The following is an 18,789-nucleotide window of genomic DNA, read 5'->3' on the forward strand; positions in this document are numbered from 1 at the left end:
GAGAAAGCGCAGGTCACGGCGCTCTCCGCCGCCGAACGGAAGGGCAGCCATGGCCAGAACCTCCTCCCCAGGCGGGCTTTCCGGAGCCGTCGCCCTCGTCACCGGCGGCGCCCAGGGCATCGGCAGGGGCATCGCCGAGGCGTTCCGCGACGCGGGCGCGACGGTCGTCGTCGCCGACCTGGACGCCGAGCGCGCCGCCGAGGTCGTGGCGGGCCCCGGCCGGATGTCGGCGCTCCGCCTCGACGTGCGCGACCCGGCCTCCGTGGAGGAGACGTTCCGCCGCGCCGCCGAGCGGCACGGCCGCCTCGACATCCTGGTCAACTGCGCCGGACGCTACCCCAACACGCCCCTGCTGGACATGCCGCTCGCCGAGTGGGACGAGGTCTACGCCGTCAACGTACGCGGCGTGATGCTGACCTCGCAGGCGTTCGCCAGGCTGCCGGGCCGCGACGGCCGCCGGATCATCACCGTCTCGTCGGCGGCGGCCAGGTCCGCCCGGGTGGGCGCGTCCCACTACTGCTCGTCGAAGGCGGCCGTGGAGATGCTCACCAAGGTGCTGGCGCTCGAACTGTCCCCCCTCGGCGTCACGGTGAACGCGGTCGCCCCCGGCCTCATCGAGGTGCCCGCCACGGCGGGCCTGGCCCCCGAGTACGTGGCCACCCTGGTCGCCGGGCAGCCGGTGCACCGCATGGGCACGCCGGCCGAGATCGCCCGCGCCTGCCTCTTCCTGGCCCATCCGGACGCGTCGTTCGTCACGGGGAGTGTCCTCGACGTGGACGGCGGTTTCCTGGCCGGAACGGCCCTTCCGCCGAGCTGATTCGCGTTTCACCTGATCACCGGCATGTCCGCCAGACCCGGTTAAGTAACGAATATTTTACACACCTACTCTTTACCGGCATATGCAACGTACATTTCACTTCGATTGGTGACGTACCGTCGCCACCCCCCGATCGCTGATCGCGCAGAGAGGCTTCACCGTGGCCCGTCTCCCCTTCCCCCGACCCCGGACCCGCCGCCGGGCCGTCGCCGCCATCGCACTGGCCGGCGCCCTGACCGCCGCCACCGCCTGTTCCTCGTCCACCACCGCGTCCGAGGGCGCCGCGCCCGAGGGCGGCGGCAAGGAGATCCAGATCGGCCTGCTCGCCCCGCTGACCGGCGGGTCCGCCGCCGACGGCAAGGGCATGCAGCAGGGCGCCGAGCTGGCGATCAAGCAGCTCAACGAGCGCGGCGGCGTGGCCGGCCACACGTTCAAGCTCAAGACGGTCGACGTGCAGGGCCAGTCGAACGACGCGGTCACCAAGGGCGTGCAGACCCTGACCGACGACGACTCGGTCAAGGCGGTCGTCACCGGCTACGCCTCCACCTCCAACTTCGAGATCGACGAGTTCGCCGCGGCCGAGAAGCTCTACCTGATCGGCGGCAACACCGCGCAGACCCAGGCCATCATCGAGAAGGACCCGGCCAAGTACCCGACCGTCTGGTCCATCACCCCCAACTACGACGCCTACGGCACCGAGCCGGTCGCGCTCGCCGAGAAGTGGGCGGAAGAGGGCCTGTGGAAGCCGCGCAACAAGTCGGTCTTCGTGGTCCGCTCCGACAACCCCTACAGCGAGGGCATCGCCGACGGCCTGGTCAAGACCTTCACCTCCAAGGGCTGGACCATCGCCGGCGAGGAGAAGGTGCCCTTCGGCGCGGTCAACGACTGGGGCACCATCATCGGCAAGATCCGTGCCGCCGACCCCGACTTCATCGTCAACACCGACTACCAGGTCTCCAACGAGGCCAGCTTCATGCAGCAGTTCCTGCAGAACCCCACCCAGTCGCTGGTGTTCATGCAGTACGGGCCGAACCAGCCGCAGTTCTTCGAGCTGACCAAGGACAAGGCCGAGGGCGTGCTGTTCAACAACCTCGCCGGACTCGTACCCGCCGCGAACTACGCGCCCGCCGCCCAGCTCACCGCCGACTGGAAGGCCGCGTACGGGACCGACAACGTGGACCCGCAGGGCGTGATGACCTACGTCGAGATCATGATCTACGCGGAGGCGCTCAAGCAGGTCGGCGACCCCGACGACGTGCTCGCCATCAGCTCGGCCATCAGCAAGATCGACACCGAGCAGGCGTCCGGCCGGATCGTCTTCGACCAGGCCACCCACCTCGCCAAGCAGGGCGACGACTACGTGCCGCTGCAGTCGTTCCAGTTCCAGGACCAGAAGCGGGTGCTGATCGCCCCCGAGAAGTACAAGTCGGGCACCTTCCGGCTGCCGCCGTGGATGGCGAAGGGCTGACCAGGGATGACGAACCTCCTCACCCTGCCTCCCGGCAAGCGCATGGCCGTGGCGCTGACGTTCGACTTCGACGCCCACTCGCCGTGGATGGGCACGCTCGGGCGGACCTCGCCGTCGTACCTGTCGCGCGGCGACTTCGGCGCCGAGCAGGGCGTGCCCCGGCTGCTCGAGCTGCTGGGCCGGCACGACGTGCCCGCCACCTGGGCGACGCCCGGCCACGACCTGGTGACGTTCCCGCACCGCATCGAGCAGATCCTCCAGGCCGGGCACGAGATCGCCGCGCACGGCTGCTACCACGAGGTCGTGCCCAGCCTCGGCGCCGACGAGGAACGCCGGCTCATGGAGGTGGCGCTGCGCCAGCACGAGCAGGTGGTCGGCCGCCGCCCGCGCGGCTACCGCTCCCCCGCCTGGGACTTCTCCGAGACCACCCTGGACCTGCTGGAGGAGTTCGGCTTCGACTGGGACAGCTCGCTGATGGGCCGCGAGTTCGAGCTGTACCGGCCGCGCCGGGTCACCGTGAACTACGAGTCGGCCAACGAGTTCGGCCCGGAGAGCCCGATCATCGAGATCCCCGTCTCGTGGTACCTCGACGACTGGCCCGCGGTCGAGTACGTGGCGGGCGTGTCCGCGCTGGGCTCGCACCGGGCGATGGAGGACCGCTGGAACGTCATCTTCGACTACGCCCATGAGCGCGTGCCCGGCGCGGTGTACGTGCTCACCATGCATCCGCAGACGATCGGCCGCGCCCACCACCTGCTCGTCCTGGAGGGGCTGCTGGAGCGGATGGTGGGCAAGGGCGACGTCTGGTTCGCGACCTTGAGCGAGATCGCCGATGCCTGGCAGGGCTGACGGCGGCGGGGTCGGCGGCGGCCGGGTCGGCGGCGGCGGGCTCGTCACCGCGCCGGACCCGCGGGCGGCCGAGGCGGGCGCGGCGATGCTCCGCGCCGGCGGCAGCGCCGTGGACGCCGCGGTGGCCACCGCCTTCGCCACCGGCGTGGTCGAGCCGTTCATGAGCGGCGTCGGCGGCGGCGCGTGGCTCGTGATCCGCGAGCCGGGCGCGTCCACCGCGACCACCGTGTCCGGGCCGATCCGCGCGCCCGCGCTGGCCACGCCCGAGATGTTCCCGCTGGTCCCGTCCGGGCCCGGCACCGGACTGTACGGCTGGCCCGCCGTGCGGGACGGCGCCAACATCGTCGGCCCGCTGTCGGTGGGCGTGCCCGGCGCGGTCGCCGCGCTCTGCCACGCCCACGCCCGCTTCGGCCGGTTGCCGCTCGCCCAGGTGCTGGCCCCGGCGATCGAGCTGGCCGAGGACGGCCACGAGACGAACTGGTTCGCCTCGGCGGCGATCTGCACCGACGCCCGCACGCTGCGCCGGTTCCGCTCCAGCGCGGAGCTGTTCCTGCCGGACGGCCTGCCGCTGCGCGGGCCGTCGATGGGGCCGGGCGACCGGCTCGTCCAGCCGAGGCTGGCCAGGGTGCTGCGGGAGATCGCCGCCGGCGGCCCGGACGCGTTCTACCGGGGCCGGGCCGCGCGGGCCATCGCCTCGACGCTCGCCGCCGCGGGCGGCCTCCTCCGCGAGGCCGACTTCGCCGGCTACCAGGCGGAGGAACGCCAGATCGCCCCCATCGAGATCGGCACGATCGTGGCCGGCGCGACCGTGGCTGGCGCGGTCGGAGCCGGCGGGATCGGCGCCGACGGGATCGGGGTCGGCGGGACCGGGACCGGCGCGTTCGGGACTGGTGGGCTCGGGACTGGTGGGCTCGGGACCGGTGGGCTACGTCTTTATGGGCCGGCGGCGACCGGGGTGATCACTGTGGCGGAGGCGCTGCAGCTCGCCGACGCCGCGCGGCGCCGCGGCCTCCCCCCGGGACCGGCGCTGTGGGCGCGCGTGTTGTCGCAGGCCATGGACGACCGGCTCCGCGAGGTCACCACGGACGAGCCCGGGCCGTGGACCAGGCTGGCCACCGCCGAATACGCCGCCGAGGTCGTGGACGGCTGGCTCGCCGGCCGCGACCCCGGCCCCCGCGAGGCCGGCGGCCCGCCCAAGGCGGGATGCACCTCCCACATGTCGGCCGTGGACGGCGACGGCATGACGGTGGCGCTCACCCAGACGGTGCTGGACCTGTTCGGCTCGCGGATCGTCGAGCCCGAGACCGGCATCCTGCTCAACGACGGGATGATGTACTTCGACCCCCGCCCCGGCCAGGTGACCAGCGTCGCTCCCGGCGCGGCCGGGCTCAGCGCGGTCAGCCCGCTGATCCTGGAAGGTCCCGGCGGCGCCGAGGCCACGCTGGGCGCGTCGGGCGGTCGGCGCATCATCTCGGCGGTCGCCCAGATCGCCGCCCGCTGGCACGACGGCGCCGATCTCCAGGAGGCGGTCTCCGCGCCGCGCCTGCACGCGGAGGGCCGCCGGGTCTGGCTGGACCGGCGCGCGGCCGCCGCCGACGAGCGGGCCGCCGGCGAGCTGGCCGCTGCCGGGTTCGACGTCCAGATCGTCGCCGAGGAGCCCACCACCTGGCACTTCGCCCGCCCGAACGGCATCGCCCGCCGGGCCGGCGACCGGTGGGCCGCGGGCGTGGACCTCATGAAGCCGTACGGCGTGGGCGTGCCCACCCCATGACCACCAGCGATTTCGAGAAAGGCAATGCGATGGCCACACCTTTGGCAGGGCGGCGCGCCCTGGTGACCGGCGCGGCGAGCGGCATCGGCGCGGCCATCGCCCGCAGGCTGCTCCAGGAGGGGGCGCGGGTGATGATCGCCGACGTCGACGCCGGACGCGGCGCCCGTACGGCCCGCGACCTGTCCGCCGCCTTCCAGGAGGCGGACGTGTCGGACGAAGGCTCCGTGACGGCCCTGTTCGACCGGGTGACGGATGAGTTCGGCGGCTTGGACGTGCTGGTGAACAACGCCGGCGTGGCCGAGAGCGGCGGCGGCGTCATCGGCGTGCCCGTCGCCGAGTGGCGGCGGGTGCTGGACGTCAACGTCACCGGAACGTTCCTGTGCGCCCGGGCGGCGTTCCCGCTGCTGGCCGCGGCGGGCGGCGGCGCGGTCGTCAACCTGTCGTCCATCTTCGGCGTCACGGGGCTGCCCGCCTTCCCCGCCTACTCGGCGGCGAAGGGCGCCATCGCCAACCTGACCCGGCAGCTCGCCGTCGAGGGCGGCCCGCTCGGCATCCGGGTCAACGCCGTACTGCCCGGCTACGTCGACAACGACATGGGCCGCTCGCGCGACCTGCTGGACGCCGACGACGCCGCCGAGGCGCTGCGGCAGCGCGAGGCGGCGGCGGCCAGGCAGCCGATCGGGCGGCAGTGCTCGCCGGACGAGATCGCGACCGCGGTCGCCTTCCTGGCCGACCCGCGCTCCTCCTTCGTCACCGGGACGCTGCTGCCGGTGGACGGCGGCTTCCTGGCGCAGGGCGACTGGCGCGGACCCGGGGGGCTGGCATGACGGGCGACGCTCCCGTGCTGCTCGCCGCGAGGGAGGTGAGCAAGTCGTTCGGCAGCCTCAAGGCGGTGGACCGGGTCTCCCTGGAGGTCCGCCGGGGTGAGGTGTTCGGCTTGGCCGGCCCGAACGGCGCCGGCAAGAGCACGCTGTTCAACCTGCTGACCGGCATCCCCATCCGGCCCGACTCGGGCGAGGTCGTCTTCGACGGGCGGGAGATCCAGAACCGTTCGCCCCGCCTGATCGCCAAGGCGGGGCTGAAGCGCACCTTCCAGACCGAGGCCGTCTTCGACTCGCTGAGCGTGATGGAGAACCTGCGCGTCAGCTCCGCGTACGGAGGGGCCGGCCGCGCCGTACGCCCCGACCCGGCCCGCTGCCGCGAGGCCCTCGACGTCGTGGAGCTCGGCGGCGACCCGGAACGCCCCGCGGACGGCCTGTCGCTCATCGACCGCAAGCGGCTGATGATCGCCTGCGCACTGGTGAGCCGTCCGGCGCTGCTGCTGCTCGACGAGCCCGCCGCCGGTCTCGACCCGGCCGACCAGGACGCCCTGATCCGGCTGCTCGGCCGCATCGCCGGCTCCGGCGTCACCATGGTGATCATCGAGCACGTGCTGTCGGTGCTGGAGGCCCTGGCCGGCCGCATGGCGGTGCTGGACAGCGGCCGGATCATCGCCACCGGCGTCCCGGCCGAGGTCCTGTCGGACCCCAAGGTCGTGGAGGCCTACCTCGGACCGGGAGCCGCCCGATGAGCGATCTGCTGACCGTCGAGAACCTGACCGCCGGCTACGGCCAGGCCGGAGTGCTGCGCGGCATCTCGCTGCGCGTCGGCGAGAACGAGGCCGTCGGACTGCTCGGCCCCAACGGCCACGGCAAGACGACGCTGCTGCGCTGCGTGTCCAACCTGCACCGGCCCACGTCCGGCACGATCACCTTCGCCGGCCGTTCCACCGCCGGTCGCTCGCCGCGCGACCTGGTCAGGAGCGGGCTGATCCACGTGCCGCAGGGCTCGCGGCTGTTCCCGCAGCTCACCGTCGAGGAGGCGCTGCGGCTGTCGGCCGCCTCCAGCGGCCACGCCGGCTCCTGGCGGGACTCGCTCGACCGGGTCTACTCGGTCTTCCCCCGGCTCAAGGAGCGCCGCCGCCAGCTCACCGGCACGCTGAGCGGCGGTGAGCGCCAGATGGCCAGCCTCGGCATGGGCCTCATGGCCCAGCCCACGCTGCTCATCCTCGACGAGCCCACCCTGGGCCTGTCACCGAAGGTCAAGCACGAGCTGAGCGAGTGCATCGTCCGGGTCCGCGCCGAGGTGTCGTCGATCATCCTGGTCGACGGCGACATGGAGCTGGTGCTCGATCTGACCGACCGCTACCACGTCGTCCTGCACGGCGACGTCGTGGACAGCGGCGCGTCGGACGACGAGCGGAGCCGCGACGAGATGATGTCGCTCTTTCTGGGAGGAGCCGCGGATGAGCGGCATTAGCGTCATCGCCACCAGCACGCTCGTGCTGGGCGGCCTCTACCTGCTCATGGCGGCGGGCCTGACCCTGATCTGGTCCACCCTGCGGGTGTTCAACTTCGGGCACGGCGCGCTGCTCATGTTCGGCGCCTACCTGACCTGGACGCTGCTCAACACGACCGGGCTGCCGCTGATCGTCTCGCTCGCCGGGGCCGTCGTGGCGATGGCCGCGCTCGGGGCGGTGTACGAGTTCCTGCTGGTCAGCCCGTTCATCAAGCGCCCCAACGGGGACATGCTGGTGATGGTGGCCACGCTCGCGGCGACCATGCTGCTGCAGTCCGGCGCCCAGCTCATCTGGGGGCCGGAGCTCAAGCAGCTCCCGCCGTTCGGCGGGGCGCGCGTCGACGTGGCCGGCTCCGTCGTCCAGGGCACCCAGCTCGTCACGATCGTGCTCGCCCCGCTCCTGGTCGGCCTGCTCGCGCTGGTGCTCAGGCGCAGCAGCATCGGGCTGACCGTGCGCGCCCTGGAGCAGAACCGCGAGCACGCCCAACTGCTGGGCATCCCGCCGCGCCGGGTCTACCTGTTCGTGGTCATGGTCGCGGTCGGGTTCGCCACCGTAGCGGGGGCGCTGCTCGGCAGCATGCAGTTCATGTCGCCGGCCATGGGGAGCGACCCGCTGCTGCGCGCGTTCGTGGTGCTCGCCTTCGGCGGCGCGGGCAGCCTCGCGGGGACCATCGCCGGCGCGTACGCCATCGGCCTGCTGGAGGCGGTCACCACGTACTACTTCGGCCTGTCCTGGAGCCCCGTGCTGGTGTTCCTGGCGATGATCGTGATCATGCTGGTCAAGCCGGAAGGGCTGCTGCACACGCGGGTGAGGAGCGCGTGATGGCGAAGTTCGGAACGTGGGCCGGATGGCCCGCCTACGCGATCGTGCTGGCGGTCCTGCCGCTGGTCGTCACCGATCCGCACGGCAGGCTGCTGCTGATCCTCATCACCATGTACGGCGTGCTCGCGCTGAGCTGGAACCTCACGCTCGGCTTCGCGGGCATCTTCAACTTCGCGCAGATCGGCTTCTTCGGCATCGGCGCGTACACGACCGGCATCCTCGTCACCCGCACCGGCGTCGAGCCCTGGCTGGCCCTGCCCGTCTCCGGGGTGTCGGCGGTGCTCGCGTCGCTGGTGGCGTTCCTGCCGGTGCTGCGGCTGCGCGGCATCTACGTCGGCCTGGCCACGTACGTGTTCTCGCAGCTCTGCATCTACCTGGTGCTCGGGCAGGCGGGCCTGACCGGGGGTTCCAACGGCATCGTCGGCATCCCCCGGCTGTCCCTGGGCGACATGAGCCTGCGCGCCGACGGCCGGATCGGCTACTACTTCCTCGGCGCGGCGCTGCTGTTCGCGGTCACCCTGCTGGTGCGGGTCCTGACCAGGTCCACGCTCGGCAGGTCGCTGCTCGCGATCAGGGACAACGAGGCGCTGGCCACCAGCCGGGGCATCTCCCGCGTCCGGCAGCACCTGATCGTGTTCATGATCGGCGCGGCCGTCGCGGGCGTGGCGGGCAGCTTCAACGCCTTCCTGAACGGCGTGGTCAGCACCGACATCTTCGGCTTCGGCTACCTCACCCTGCTGCTCAGCATGATCTTCCTGGGTGGCAGCGGCAGCGTCTACGGGCCGATCGCCGGGGCCGTGGTCGTCACGGTCGTCTCGGACGCGCTGCAGGACGCCGGGCCGTGGCGGGACGTCGTGATCGCCACGCTCATCCTCGTCGTCCTCTGGACCGCGCCCAAGGGCCTGGCGGGCCTCGCCCGCTCCGCCGTCACCGCGCTGCGGGAACGGCGCGGCCGTGCCGACCGCCCCCCGTCCGCATCCGAACCCATCACCCACGTCAAGGAGCTGTCATGACGAACACCGGCGACCTGCGGGACGCGGTCATCGACGAGGTGGACCGGCTCGCCGAGCGCATGGTGTCCAGCCTGTCCGACGCCATCGCGGTGCCCAGCGTCAACCCGCGCTACCCCGGCCAGGAGTACGACAAGATCGTCGGCGCGGAGAGCGACGTCAGCGCCCTGCTGGCCGACCTCTACGCCGAGGCGGGCGCGGACGTCACCAAGGTCACCGCCGAGCCCCGCCGCGACAACGTGTGCGGCGTCGTCGCGGGCGCCGGCGGCGGGCGGTCGCTGCTGCTCAACGGGCACGTGGACGTGGTGCCCGAGGGCCGGCTCGACCGGTGGCGGGGCAACCCGTTCCAGGCCGTCGTCACCGACGACAAGGTGGTCGGGCGCGGCGCGACCGACATGAAGGGCGGCCTGATCGCCGCCGCCTACGCCGCCGTCGCGCTGCGCCGGGCCGGGGTGCGCCTCGCGGGCGACCTCCTCCTGCAGGGCGTCGTCGGCGAGGAGGTCGGCGACCACGAGGCCGGCACCACGGCCGTGCTGGAGGCCGGGTTCACCGCCGACGCGGCCATCGTCTGCGAGCCGTCCGGGCAGGCGGGCACCCTGCCGGCGCAGGTCCCGGTGACCCCCGGCCTGCTCTGGTTCAGCATCTCGCTGGAGGGCAAGACCGCCCACTCCGGGCTGCGCGGCATGACCGTGCACCCCACCCTCGAAGGTGACGCGCTCGGCGTGAACACCGTCGACAAGTTCCTGACCGTCTACCAGGCGCTGCGTGCCCTGGAGGACGAGTGGGCCCGGCACAACCGGCACCCGCTCTTCCCGCCCGGCTACTTCAACCTGCTCCCCGGCGTGCTGCGGGCGAACCCGTCCGGGATCCTCGTGCCGTTCTTCCTCGCCGACGAGCTGACCGTCGAGTACTGCGTCTACCACCACCCCGACCGGTCCAACGAGGAGGTCATCGCCGAGATCGAGAGCCGCGTCCTCGCGGCCTGCGCCGCCGACCCCTGGCTGCGCGAGCACCCGCCGGTCTTCGAGTGGAAGCTGCTGTGGCCGCCGTACTCGCTGCCCGACGACGCCCCGCTCAACGCGGTGGTGGCGGGCGCGCACGCCGCCGCGGCCGGCGGCGTGGCGCCGCAGCGGGCCGGCTTCATGGGCGTGTGCGACCTGACGTGGATGGACCGCAAGGGCCTCGGCGGCCTGGTCTACGGCCCCGGCGTCGGCTTCACGGCCCACGCCGAGAACGAGTACGTCGAGATCGCGCAGCTCGTCCAGTCGGCCAAGACGTACGCGCTCACCGCGATCGACTGGTGCGGGCTCACGGACGGTGCGTGAACCGCGTACGCTTTTGCGGCGCGCCGCCCATCGGCGGGCGGCGCGCCGTCTCTTCCCCCAGGAGGCAGGGTGACATCCGGCGTGCCCGAGTCGCGCACCGTCGCGGCGCAGCTCCGCGAGGTGCTGCCCCAGCTTCCGAAGGCCGAGCAGCGGGTGGCCCGCGCCCTCCTCGCCGGCTATCCCACCGCGGGCCTCGAACCGCTCGCCATCGTCGCCGGGCTCGCCCAGACCAGCGCCGCGACCGTGCTGCGGCTGGCGTACCGGCTCGGCTTCGAGGGCTACCCGGAGCTGCAGCAGGCGATCAAGCGCGAGACCCAGCAGCGCTACACCTCGCCGCTGGCCCAGTACGGCACCCCGCAGGAGGACTCCGACGGCGTGCTGGGACGGTCCGGCCGGGTCCTCCTGGAGGCGACCGCCGCGACCTTCGAGCAACTGCCGGAGGGTGAGCTGCTCAAGGCGGCCGGGCTGCTGGCCGATCCCGCCCGGCGCGTCTCGGCGCTCGGCGGGCGCTTCAGCACGATCCTCGCCCAATACCTGATCGCCCACCTCCAGCAGCTACGGCCGGGCACGACCCACCTGGCGGGCTCGACCGCCGACCACGCGGCCCACCTGCTCGACATGGGCCGCAAGGACGTGCTCGTCCTGTTCGACTACCGCCGCTACCAGCACGAGAGCATCGCCTTCGCCAACGCCGCCGCCGCCCGCAACGTCAAGATCGTGCTGCTGACGGACCCGTGGCTGTCCCCGGCCGCCGCGGTGGCCGACGTGGTGCTGCCCGCCCAGGTGCGCTCGCCGTCGCCGTTCGACTCGCTCACCCCGGCCGTGGCTCTGCTGGAGACGTTGATCGCGGCGGTGGTGGAGGAGCTGGGCGAGGTCGGGCGGACCCGCGTGGCCGAGTACGACCAGGTGGCCGACGGCGTCCTGCGCGAGGACGACCGCCGGGCCCCGTCCGCCGACCGCCCCCGCAGATCGCAGGCAGCACGGCGCCCCCCCGAATCCGCGCCGTAGGGTCTCCGAGATTTCCCGGCCGGTAGCCGTACGCGTGCAGCCATGACCTCATCGAGCACCTAGAGTATTGGTATAGTCACGTACAGCTATGGGGGTGGTCATGGTCGTGCCGCGTCACGTGGCCTGTGTGATGGACGGAAACGGCCGGTGGGCCGCGCAGCGATCGCTGCCGCGCACCGCGGGTCACGAGGCCGCCGAGGCCGCCGTCATGGACGTCATCGAGGCGGCGCGCTCCTCAGGGGTCACCTGGCTGAGCCTCTACGCCTTCTCCACAGAAAACTGGCGGCGGCCGTCCGGCGAGGTCGACATCCTCATGCGGCTCGTCCGCCGCGCCATCCGCAAACACGCGCCGGTGCTGCACACGCGGGGCATCCGCTGCAGGTTCCTCGGCATGACCGATCCGCGCATCCCGGCGCCGCTGGTCCAGGACATCACCGACCTGATGACGCTCACCCGCGACAACAAGCGCATGACGCTGACCGTCGCCTTCGACCACGGTGGCCGCCGCGACATCGTGGAGGCCGCGCGGTCGCTGATCCGGTCCGAGACGCCGGCCGACCAGGTCACGGAGGCGAGCTTCGCCGAGCACCTGCCCTACTCCGACACACCCGACGTCGATCTGGTCATCCGCACCTCCGGCGAGCAGCGCATCTCCAACTTCATGCTCTGGCAGGTGGCCTACGCCGAGTGGGTCTTCCCCAAGGTGCTCTGGCCCGACTTCCGCGCCGCCCACTTCTGCGAATGCCTCGACGCCTACGTCCGTCGCCAGCGCCGGTTCGGCGACGTCCGCCCCGCCACCATGACAGGAAAGGGCCTTCGATGAGTCACACCGTTTCCCAGGAGAACATCGACGTCTTCGGACCTGACTCCATCCTGCGCCGCCTGGTCGGCGAGGCGCGCTGGGGCCTCGCCGTGACGAGGGCCACCCTGCTGGAGGCCGCCCACCCGCAGATCGGCGCGGCGCTGATGGAGAACTCCACGTTCCTCACCCACCCCTGGCGGCGGCTGCGCAACACGGCGACGAGTTCGCGGCGGCTCCTCGACCCCGATCCGCGCGTACGCGACCGCGAAGCGGCCCGGCTCAACCGCCTCCACTCCCGCATGTCCGGCGTCGACGCGCAGGGCCGCCCCTACGACGCGACCGACCCGGCGGCGCGCGCCTGGGTGGTGGCGACCCTGTTCGAGTCGACGGTGACGATGTGCCGGCTGAGCGGCGACACGCTCGACGCCGAGGCGATGCGGCGGCTCTACGCCGAGCACCGCACGTTCCTGGCCCTGATCGACGGCACCAGCGACCACCTCCCCGCGACGCTGCCGGAGTTCTGGCCCTACTACGACGACATCGTCGAGCACCATCTGGAGAACAACGAGGCGGTGAGCGTCATCCTCTACCGGCTCTTCGCCAACGTGCCCGCGCCTCCGGTGCTGCGCCCCTACCCCATGGTGTGGGCCGCGGGCCGGGCCCTGGCGGGTCCGATGGCCACGGCGATCACCATCGCCTCGCTCCCCGAGGCCTTCAGCCGGCGCGTCGCCCTGCCCGACCTGCCGGGAGCCCGCACCCTCATGCAGGCCGCCTACCTCAGCGCCGCCCTCGCCAACCGCCATCTGCCGGAGAGCTGGACGCGGGTGGAGTTCTTCATGGGTCTGCTCGACCCCTCCCACAAGGGGGCGGGCCCGTGGGAGACCGTACGCCGCCGGGCCGGCAAGGCAGCGGCCCTGGCGCGTCTGCTCACCCCCGCGGCCGGCGGCGGCGAGGACGACCAGGTGACCCGATCGGCCGACCGGTTCTTCGCCGAGGTCCTCGACCAGACCGGCGACGGCTACCTGCGCTGGCCCGACCTGGCCGCGATGGCGCGGGAGATCGCCACCCGGCTCGACCTGGGCGAGCAGGAGGAAGACCGGCTGTTCCAGGCGTACGCCGCCTGGTGGCGTGAGCTGCAGAGCGCTCTCGACAGCGACAGCGACGGACGGGTCACCCGCGACGAATACGCCGCCGCGGCCGCCCGCCTGCCCAGCACCGGGCTCGTCAAGATCGCCGACGTGCTGTTCGACGTCACCGACGTGGACGACGACGAGAAGATCGACAGCGAGGAATACCTCAACCTGTTCCGCACCGCCTTCCAACGCGACCTGACCGGCGCCGGCGACAGCTACTCCCGGGGCGCCTTCGTCAGACAGTTCGTCTCCTTCATGTCCGGGCAGCAGCATTCGAACGCCTACGTCTCGCTCCTCACCTCGGGCTGACCGTGGACGACAGGAGCGATTCCCAGGTCGAGCAGATCGCGGCGCTGCTGAGGGAGCGGAACACCGTCGACGAGAAGATCGCGGCGATCATTCAGCGACCTATGACGGCGGGCCACCTGGGCGGGTGGATCGCGGCGCGGGTCTTCGGCATCGAGCTGGAGAAGTCCGCGGTGACCGCCGTCGACGGCCGGTTCACGGCTGGTCCGCTGCATGGGCGGACGGTCAACGTGAAGTGGTACTTGAAGCGCGAGGGCCTTGTGGACATGAACGAGCGGGCGGCGCTGGACTACTACCTCGTGCTGACGGGGCCGGCGTCGCCGGCGGCTTCGTCGCGCGGGAGCGTTCGCCCCTGGTGCATCGAGTCGGTCTACTTGTTCGACGTCCGGCAGGTGCAGGCGGAGCTACGCGCGCGCGGGGTCAGGATCGGCACCGCCTCCAGCGTCCGGGCCGCACAATGGGCGGCGGCCGAGATCTACCCCCGCGCGAGCAACCCGATGCTGCTCCTGCGCCCCGAGCAGGCGGAGTTACTGCGACTTTTCGCCCTTCGATGAGTACGCGGGCATGTGCGATCATCCTTGAGCCAGAGCGTCCCCGCCGCCGGAGGCATGAGGTGACCGATCGTCGAAGGCGCTGGGGCCGGGATGCGACCAGGGCCCTGCAGAGCTGGACCTTCTGGCTGTTGATCGTGCTCGTGGGATTGCTGGCCGGAGATCTCATCAGCGAAGGGCCGGAGAGGATCACGGCGGCGTATCTCGTCGCCCGGGTTGTCGTGTTCGGGGGCGGCTGGCTCGGCGGGGTGTTTGTCATCCGGTGGCTGGCGCGTCGAGCGGCTGATGATTCCCGCGGAGCGGATGACGGCGGCACCTAGTCCGTCGCCTCACGGCGGGCAGAGTTCCGGCGGGTCCGCTCGACCGGGTGAAGCTGCTCCGCCCGAGGTCAGGTGGGCAGTCGGGTCGGCGGGGCGTGGCCGGCGGCGCGTTCTTCCCGCCTGCCTTGCGCCGTAGGCCGGCCTCCGCCCGGCGTTGACAGATCTTGGTGAAGATCCGTAGCGTGTTGTGAAAAGTCCGACATATGGGGCGCTTTGCAGCGTCCTGCGGAAAGGAAAAGTGTGCGACGTAGACTGGCGCAAGCAACCTCCACGCTCATGGCAGCGGCATTCCTGACGGTCGGCGGAGCCTCCCTCGCGGCCGCTTCGGCCCAAGCCGGATCGACAGAGCAGACCTACGCCGCGGCCGGCTGGACGCCGTACAAGAACTACGCCACCTACGCGGCCTGCCAGCAGGAAGGGAAAGAGCTGCTGAACGCGGGCATCGTCAAGAACTATGACTGTTCGTGGGACAGCCCCTACTGGCTGCTGAGCGTTTACAGATAACTTCAGGAAAGGCTGGTGGAGGGTGACGGAGCACGGTCGTCACCCTCCACCAGTCCTCTGTTTCCTGTTTATTCGATGCGTACGCGGAGCAGCCAGAACGGGCTGTCATAGTCGCACGTGTAGGCGATGACGACTCCGCCGCCCAGCATTTCCCGGCCCTGCTGCCGGCAGGCTTCGTAAGTGGCGTAGTTCTTGTAGTCCACCCAGACCGCAGGCGGGGCTGCGACCTTTGTCTGGTGCGTGGTCTGAGCTTGTGCGGAAGCGGTCGCGAGAAGGCTTCCTCCGGCTGTCAGGAATACTGCCGCCAGGAGCGTTGAAGCGGCTTGCGCCAGTCTACGTCGCACACTTTTCCTTTCCATAGGGCGCCCGATTGCGCCCCATATGCCGACCTTTGCGCAACACGCTACGGATCTTCACTCAAGCGTGTCAATACCGTAATTGACTTTCCTGAATTTCCGAGGAAAAGGCGCCGCGATCGGCTCCGCCCCGCCACGCCTGAGCGGCTACGCGCCTTTACATGACTCTGATGATCTTGTCAACGGCAAGAGTCATCGAAACAAGGTTGCCCCTTGCGGCGATCTTCATCATCGAGTTCTGATCTTGGTCCGACATAGGTTGCAGGCGCCACAAGCAATGATCACCGACTCCCGCGACGCGGTGACGGCGCGACGGACGAGGTGCTCGACCAGAGGAGAGTTCATGATCCGTTCTCTTGGCAAGCTGGGTGACCGGCTGCTCGACAAGCTGCTGCCCACGACCTCCGCCGCCGCGGACACCTGCTGGGACGAGACGAAGTTCGTCGGCTACACCATGCGTAGGACGTGCTGCATCGCCGGCGGTTACACCGGCTGCACCCCCTGGCGCTGACCGGGATCCGCACCGAGTGATCGTCCTGTGAAGTGCGGCGCCGGCTGCCTGCCGGTCGGCGCCGTTCTCCGGGCGGGCCGGCCTGTGAAGGGAATTCGATGTCGTACCTCGTTGTCGCCGTAGTCCTCGTCGGAGCCCTGTGCGCCGTGAACCTGCTGCTGACCCTGGCGGTCATCCGCCGTCTCCGGGAGCATTCGGCCCAGCTCGCCGCCGACCGGCCGGCGAGACCGCCCCTCGTGGCGGCCGGCACCGCGCTGCCGGGGTTCACCTCGGCCGCGACCGACGGCACGACGGTGTCGCGGGACTTCTTCACGGGGCCGACCCTGGTGGGGATGTTCTCCACCACCTGCTCAGCCTGTCACGAACGACTGCCCGAGTTCACCACCCGCGCGGAGACCCTCGGGCCCGGGCGCGCGCTCGCGGTGGTCGTGGACGAGCAAGAGGACGCCGGTGCGTTCGCGGCCGCCCTGGCCCCGGTGGCGACCGTGGTCGTCGAGCCGCCGGACGGGCCGCTGGGCAGGGCGTTCCAGGTGTCGTTCTTCCCTGCCTTCTACCTCGTCGACGGCCGAGCGGTGATCACCGCCGCCGCGCTCACCCCGGATGAGCTGCCGCTGGCGGCCCTCACGTGACGGACCCCGGAGCAGGCTCCTTGTTCCGTCGCGGACGGGTGGCGGCCGAGCTGGCCTGGCGGGCGCAGCCGGCCGCCGTGCTCGGCTCGCTGGCAGTGGTGCTGCTCATGGGGGCGGCACCGGTGGCGACCGCGTGGCTGACCAAGCTCGTCCTCGACAGCCTGGCGGCCGGCGGAGGCCCGGGCATCCTCCTCCTCGCCGCCGCGCTCGGAGTGGCGGGCCTGGCCCTGGTCGTCCTGCCGCATGTCGCCGAGTACCTCAACGGACAGTTGCATCGGGGGCTGCAGCGGCTGATCTACGATCGGCTGTTCCGGGCCGTCAACGCCGACCCCGGGCTCAGCCGGTTCGAGAACCCCTCCTTCCACGACGAGCTGCGGCTGGCCCACGAGGCCGGCCAGAACGCCCCGCAGCAGATCGTCGGCTCGTCACTGGCGATCTGCCAGGGCATCCTGACGCTGCTCGGGTTCATGGTCACGCTGACCGTGCTCAGTCCGGTCATGGTCGTCATCGTCATCGCCGCCGCGCTGCCGTCGGCCCGGGTGCAGCTCGCGCTGAGCCGCCGCAGGGCCCGCATGCTGTGGGGCGTCAGCTCCAACACCCGCCGCCAGCTCTTCTACGGCGCCCTCCTCACCAGCCCCGACGCGGCCAAGGAGGTGCGGCTGTTCGGCCTCGGCGACTTCCTGCGCTCCCGGATGCTCAGGGAACTCGGGACCGTGAACGAGGCCGAGCGGGATCTGGACCGGCGGACGCTGCGCAGCCAGGGGCTGATGTCCCTGCTGGGCGCCGCCGTCGCGGCCGGCGGCCTGTTCTGGGCCGTGCGGGCCGCCGCGGCGGGGAGCCTGAGCGTGGGGGACGTCTCCGTGTTCGTCGCCGCCGTCGCCGGGGTGCAGACGGCCCTGACCTCGATCGTCAGCCAGTGGGCCGGCGCGCACAACGCCCTGCTGATGTTCGGGCACTACGTCGGTGTCGTCGAGGCCGAGCCCGGCCTCCCGGTGGCCCCGGAGCCTGCCGCGCTGCCCCCGCTGCGCGAGGGCATCGAGCTGCGCGACGTGTGGTTCCGCTACGACGACGAGCACCCCTGGGTGCTGCGCGGGGTGAACCTGTTCATCCCGCACGGCCAGGCCGTCGCCCTGGTCGGACTGAACGGGGCGGGCAAGAGCACCCTGGTCAAACTGCTGTGCCGGCTGTACGACCCGGTCCGCGGCGCCGTCCTCTGGGACGGTGTGGACCTGCGGGAGGTGCACCCGGACGACCTGCGCGCCCGGCTCGGCGTGGTGTTCCAGGACTACATGTCGTACGACCTCACCGCCGCCGAGAACATCATGCTCGGCGACCTCGCCGCGGGCGCCGACCCGGAGCCGATCCGGGCCGCCGCTCAGCGCGCCGGGATCCATGACACGCTCGACAGCCTGCCCAGGGGTTACGACACGCTGCTCAGCCGGATCTTCTTCGGGGAAGGCGACGGTGACGGCGGCGGCGAGCGGCAGGCGGGGGTGACGTTGTCGGGCGGGCAGTGGCAGCGGCTGGCGCTGGCCCGCGCTCTGATGCGCCACCGCCGCGACCTGCTCATCCTCGACGAGCCGAGCTCCGGCCTGGACGCGGAGGCCGAGCACGCCGTCCACCTGGGACTGCGCCGGCATCGGGCGGGACGTACCAGCGTGCTGATCTCGCACCGGCTGGGAGCCCTGCGGGACGCGGACCTCATCGTGGTGCTGAGCGAGGGGAGGATCCGCGAACGCGGCTCACACGGCGAGCTCATGGCGCTGGGAGGCGAGTACGCGCGGCTGTTCGGCCTCCAGGCCAGCGGTTACGAGGAGGAAAGCCTGCGCACGACCACGCCCAGCACCCGGTCCGCGGGCAGATAGCCCCAGTGCCGGGAGTCCGCGCTCAGCGGGCCGTCGCCGATCACGACCAGCCGCCCCGCGGGGACCGGCGCCCCCTCGGGGGCGCCTGCCGCGGGCGCGACCTCCGGCGGCACCGGATCGCCGGGCAGTGCGGCCACCCGCTTGATGAGCCACTTCGCGCCCTTCGGGGCGGACAGCGGGCCGGTGCGCCACAGGCCGTCCGGCGCCGCTTCGAAGACCACCACCTGGCCCCGTCCGAGTCTCGCACCGGCCACCCGGCGGACGAGCACCCGATCGCCGGAGCGGTAGGTCGGCAGCATGCTCGGCCCGGTCACCTGGACGACCACCAACCGGCGCCGGGCGACGGCGAGAACCCCTGCGAGCACCCCAAGCAAGATCACTAAGTACCGCACGGAGTCACCCTA

At 71.6% G+C, this 18,789-nt stretch carries 21 protein-coding genes; 19 read left to right on the top strand and 2 right to left on the bottom strand.

All coding sequences use genetic code 11. The annotated features are described in order from the left end of the window. The first annotated feature begins 49 nt into the window (after positions 1-49). The 16 genes from BMW85_RS05075 (at position 50) to BMW85_RS05150 (ending at position 15,024) form a co-directional block, all read left to right on the top strand. Entirely contained in the window at positions 50-817 is a 768-nt protein-coding gene (locus BMW85_RS05075) for an SDR family NAD(P)-dependent oxidoreductase (RefSeq protein WP_091077536.1), read from the top strand. A 160-nt stretch (positions 818-977) separates the two neighbouring features. Further along, positions 978-2,285: an ABC transporter substrate-binding protein gene (locus BMW85_RS05080; protein ID WP_177240495.1), complete on the top strand. Its 1,308-nt coding sequence runs from the start codon at positions 978-980 to the stop codon at positions 2,283-2,285. Between the two features lie 6 nt (positions 2,286-2,291). Continuing rightward, positions 2,292-3,134, top strand: a complete 843-nt coding sequence (locus tag BMW85_RS05085; protein WP_091077542.1) for a polysaccharide deacetylase family protein — start codon at positions 2,292-2,294, stop codon at positions 3,132-3,134. Continuing rightward, a complete protein-coding gene (locus tag BMW85_RS05090) occupies positions 3,118-4,905 on the top strand; it encodes a gamma-glutamyltransferase family protein (RefSeq protein ID WP_091077543.1) in 1,788 nt (595 codons plus the stop codon). The genes BMW85_RS05085 and BMW85_RS05090 overlap by 17 nt, the downstream gene beginning before the upstream one ends. Positions 4,906-4,934: 29 nt before the next feature. After that, the gene (locus BMW85_RS05095) at positions 4,935-5,732 is read left to right on the top strand and encodes an SDR family NAD(P)-dependent oxidoreductase (protein WP_091078870.1); all 798 of its coding nucleotides are present in this window, start codon (positions 4,935-4,937) and stop codon (positions 5,730-5,732) included. Next, positions 5,729-6,475 (top strand): ABC transporter ATP-binding protein, encoded by a 747-nt coding sequence (locus tag BMW85_RS05100; protein WP_091077546.1) that lies wholly within the window; start codon positions 5,729-5,731, stop codon positions 6,473-6,475. The genes BMW85_RS05095 and BMW85_RS05100 overlap by 4 nt, the downstream gene beginning before the upstream one ends. Continuing rightward, the gene (locus BMW85_RS05105) at positions 6,472-7,203 is read left to right on the top strand and encodes an ABC transporter ATP-binding protein (RefSeq protein ID WP_091077548.1); all 732 of its coding nucleotides are present in this window, start codon (positions 6,472-6,474) and stop codon (positions 7,201-7,203) included. Before BMW85_RS05100 ends, BMW85_RS05105 begins: the two co-directional genes overlap by 4 nt. Beyond that, the gene (locus BMW85_RS05110) at positions 7,190-8,065 is read left to right on the top strand and encodes a branched-chain amino acid ABC transporter permease (RefSeq protein WP_091077550.1); all 876 of its coding nucleotides are present in this window, start codon (positions 7,190-7,192) and stop codon (positions 8,063-8,065) included. The genes BMW85_RS05105 and BMW85_RS05110 overlap by 14 nt, the downstream gene beginning before the upstream one ends. Beyond that, positions 8,065-9,078 (top strand): branched-chain amino acid ABC transporter permease, encoded by a 1,014-nt coding sequence (locus tag BMW85_RS05115; RefSeq protein ID WP_091077553.1) that lies wholly within the window; start codon positions 8,065-8,067, stop codon positions 9,076-9,078. The genes BMW85_RS05110 and BMW85_RS05115 overlap by 1 nt, the downstream gene beginning before the upstream one ends. Then, a complete protein-coding gene (locus BMW85_RS05120; RefSeq protein WP_091077555.1) occupies positions 9,075-10,400 on the top strand; it encodes an ArgE/DapE family deacylase in 1,326 nt (441 codons plus the stop codon). Before BMW85_RS05115 ends, BMW85_RS05120 begins: the two co-directional genes overlap by 4 nt. 69 nt (positions 10,401-10,469) lie before the next feature. Next, positions 10,470-11,408 (top strand): MurR/RpiR family transcriptional regulator, encoded by a 939-nt coding sequence (locus BMW85_RS05125; RefSeq protein WP_245774630.1) that lies wholly within the window; start codon positions 10,470-10,472, stop codon positions 11,406-11,408. 100 nt (positions 11,409-11,508) lie between these two features. Then, a complete protein-coding gene (gene uppS / locus BMW85_RS05130; RefSeq protein ID WP_245774631.1) occupies positions 11,509-12,231 on the top strand; it encodes a polyprenyl diphosphate synthase in 723 nt (240 codons plus the stop codon). Next, positions 12,228-13,652: an oxygenase MpaB family protein gene (locus tag BMW85_RS05135; RefSeq protein WP_091077563.1), complete on the top strand. Its 1,425-nt coding sequence runs from the start codon at positions 12,228-12,230 to the stop codon at positions 13,650-13,652. The genes uppS and BMW85_RS05135 overlap by 4 nt, the downstream gene beginning before the upstream one ends. A gap of 2 nt (positions 13,653-13,654) precedes the next feature. Next, positions 13,655-14,203 (top strand): hypothetical protein, encoded by a 549-nt coding sequence (locus BMW85_RS05140; protein ID WP_091077565.1) that lies wholly within the window; start codon positions 13,655-13,657, stop codon positions 14,201-14,203. Between the two features lie 59 nt (positions 14,204-14,262). Beyond that, complete coding sequence (locus BMW85_RS05145) at positions 14,263-14,520, top strand: hypothetical protein (protein WP_091077567.1); 258 nt, start codon at positions 14,263-14,265, stop codon at positions 14,518-14,520. Between the two features lie 276 nt (positions 14,521-14,796). Continuing rightward, entirely contained in the window at positions 14,797-15,024 is a 228-nt protein-coding gene (locus BMW85_RS05150) for a hypothetical protein (RefSeq protein ID WP_091077570.1), read from the top strand. A gap of 68 nt (positions 15,025-15,092) precedes the next feature. On the opposite strand, the gene BMW85_RS48080 is transcribed toward BMW85_RS05150, so the two are convergent. Beyond that, positions 15,093-15,368 carry a hypothetical protein gene (locus BMW85_RS48080; RefSeq protein WP_143082096.1) on the bottom strand — a complete coding sequence of 92 codons (276 nt, stop codon included), beginning with the start codon at positions 15,366-15,368 and terminating at the stop codon, positions 15,093-15,095. Positions 15,369-15,723: 355 nt separating this feature from the next. Here BMW85_RS48080 and BMW85_RS49265 point away from each other — a divergent pair, with 355 nt between their 5' ends. The 3 genes from BMW85_RS49265 (at position 15,724) to BMW85_RS05160 (ending at position 18,385) form a co-directional block, all read left to right on the top strand. After that, a complete protein-coding gene (locus BMW85_RS49265) occupies positions 15,724-15,891 on the top strand; it encodes a hypothetical protein (RefSeq protein WP_177240496.1) in 168 nt (55 codons plus the stop codon). Between the two features lie 98 nt (positions 15,892-15,989). Continuing rightward, positions 15,990-16,520 carry a TlpA family protein disulfide reductase gene (locus BMW85_RS05155; RefSeq protein WP_091077572.1) on the top strand — a complete coding sequence of 177 codons (531 nt, stop codon included), beginning with the start codon at positions 15,990-15,992 and terminating at the stop codon, positions 16,518-16,520. Continuing rightward, positions 16,517-18,385 (top strand): ABC transporter ATP-binding protein, encoded by a 1,869-nt coding sequence (locus BMW85_RS05160; RefSeq protein ID WP_091077574.1) that lies wholly within the window; start codon positions 16,517-16,519, stop codon positions 18,383-18,385. The genes BMW85_RS05155 and BMW85_RS05160 overlap by 4 nt, the downstream gene beginning before the upstream one ends. Here BMW85_RS05160 and BMW85_RS05165 read toward each other — a convergent pair. After that, positions 18,328-18,777, bottom strand: a complete 450-nt coding sequence (locus tag BMW85_RS05165) for a S26 family signal peptidase (RefSeq protein ID WP_091077577.1) — start codon at positions 18,775-18,777, stop codon at positions 18,328-18,330. The two genes, BMW85_RS05160 and BMW85_RS05165, sit on opposite strands and share 58 nt — an antisense overlap. Positions 18,778-18,789: the final 12 nt, after the last annotated feature.

It is taken from the genome of Nonomuraea wenchangensis, from assembly GCF_900111685.1.
Taxonomy (GTDB): Bacteria; Actinomycetota; Actinomycetes; order Streptosporangiales; family Streptosporangiaceae; genus Nonomuraea; species Nonomuraea wenchangensis.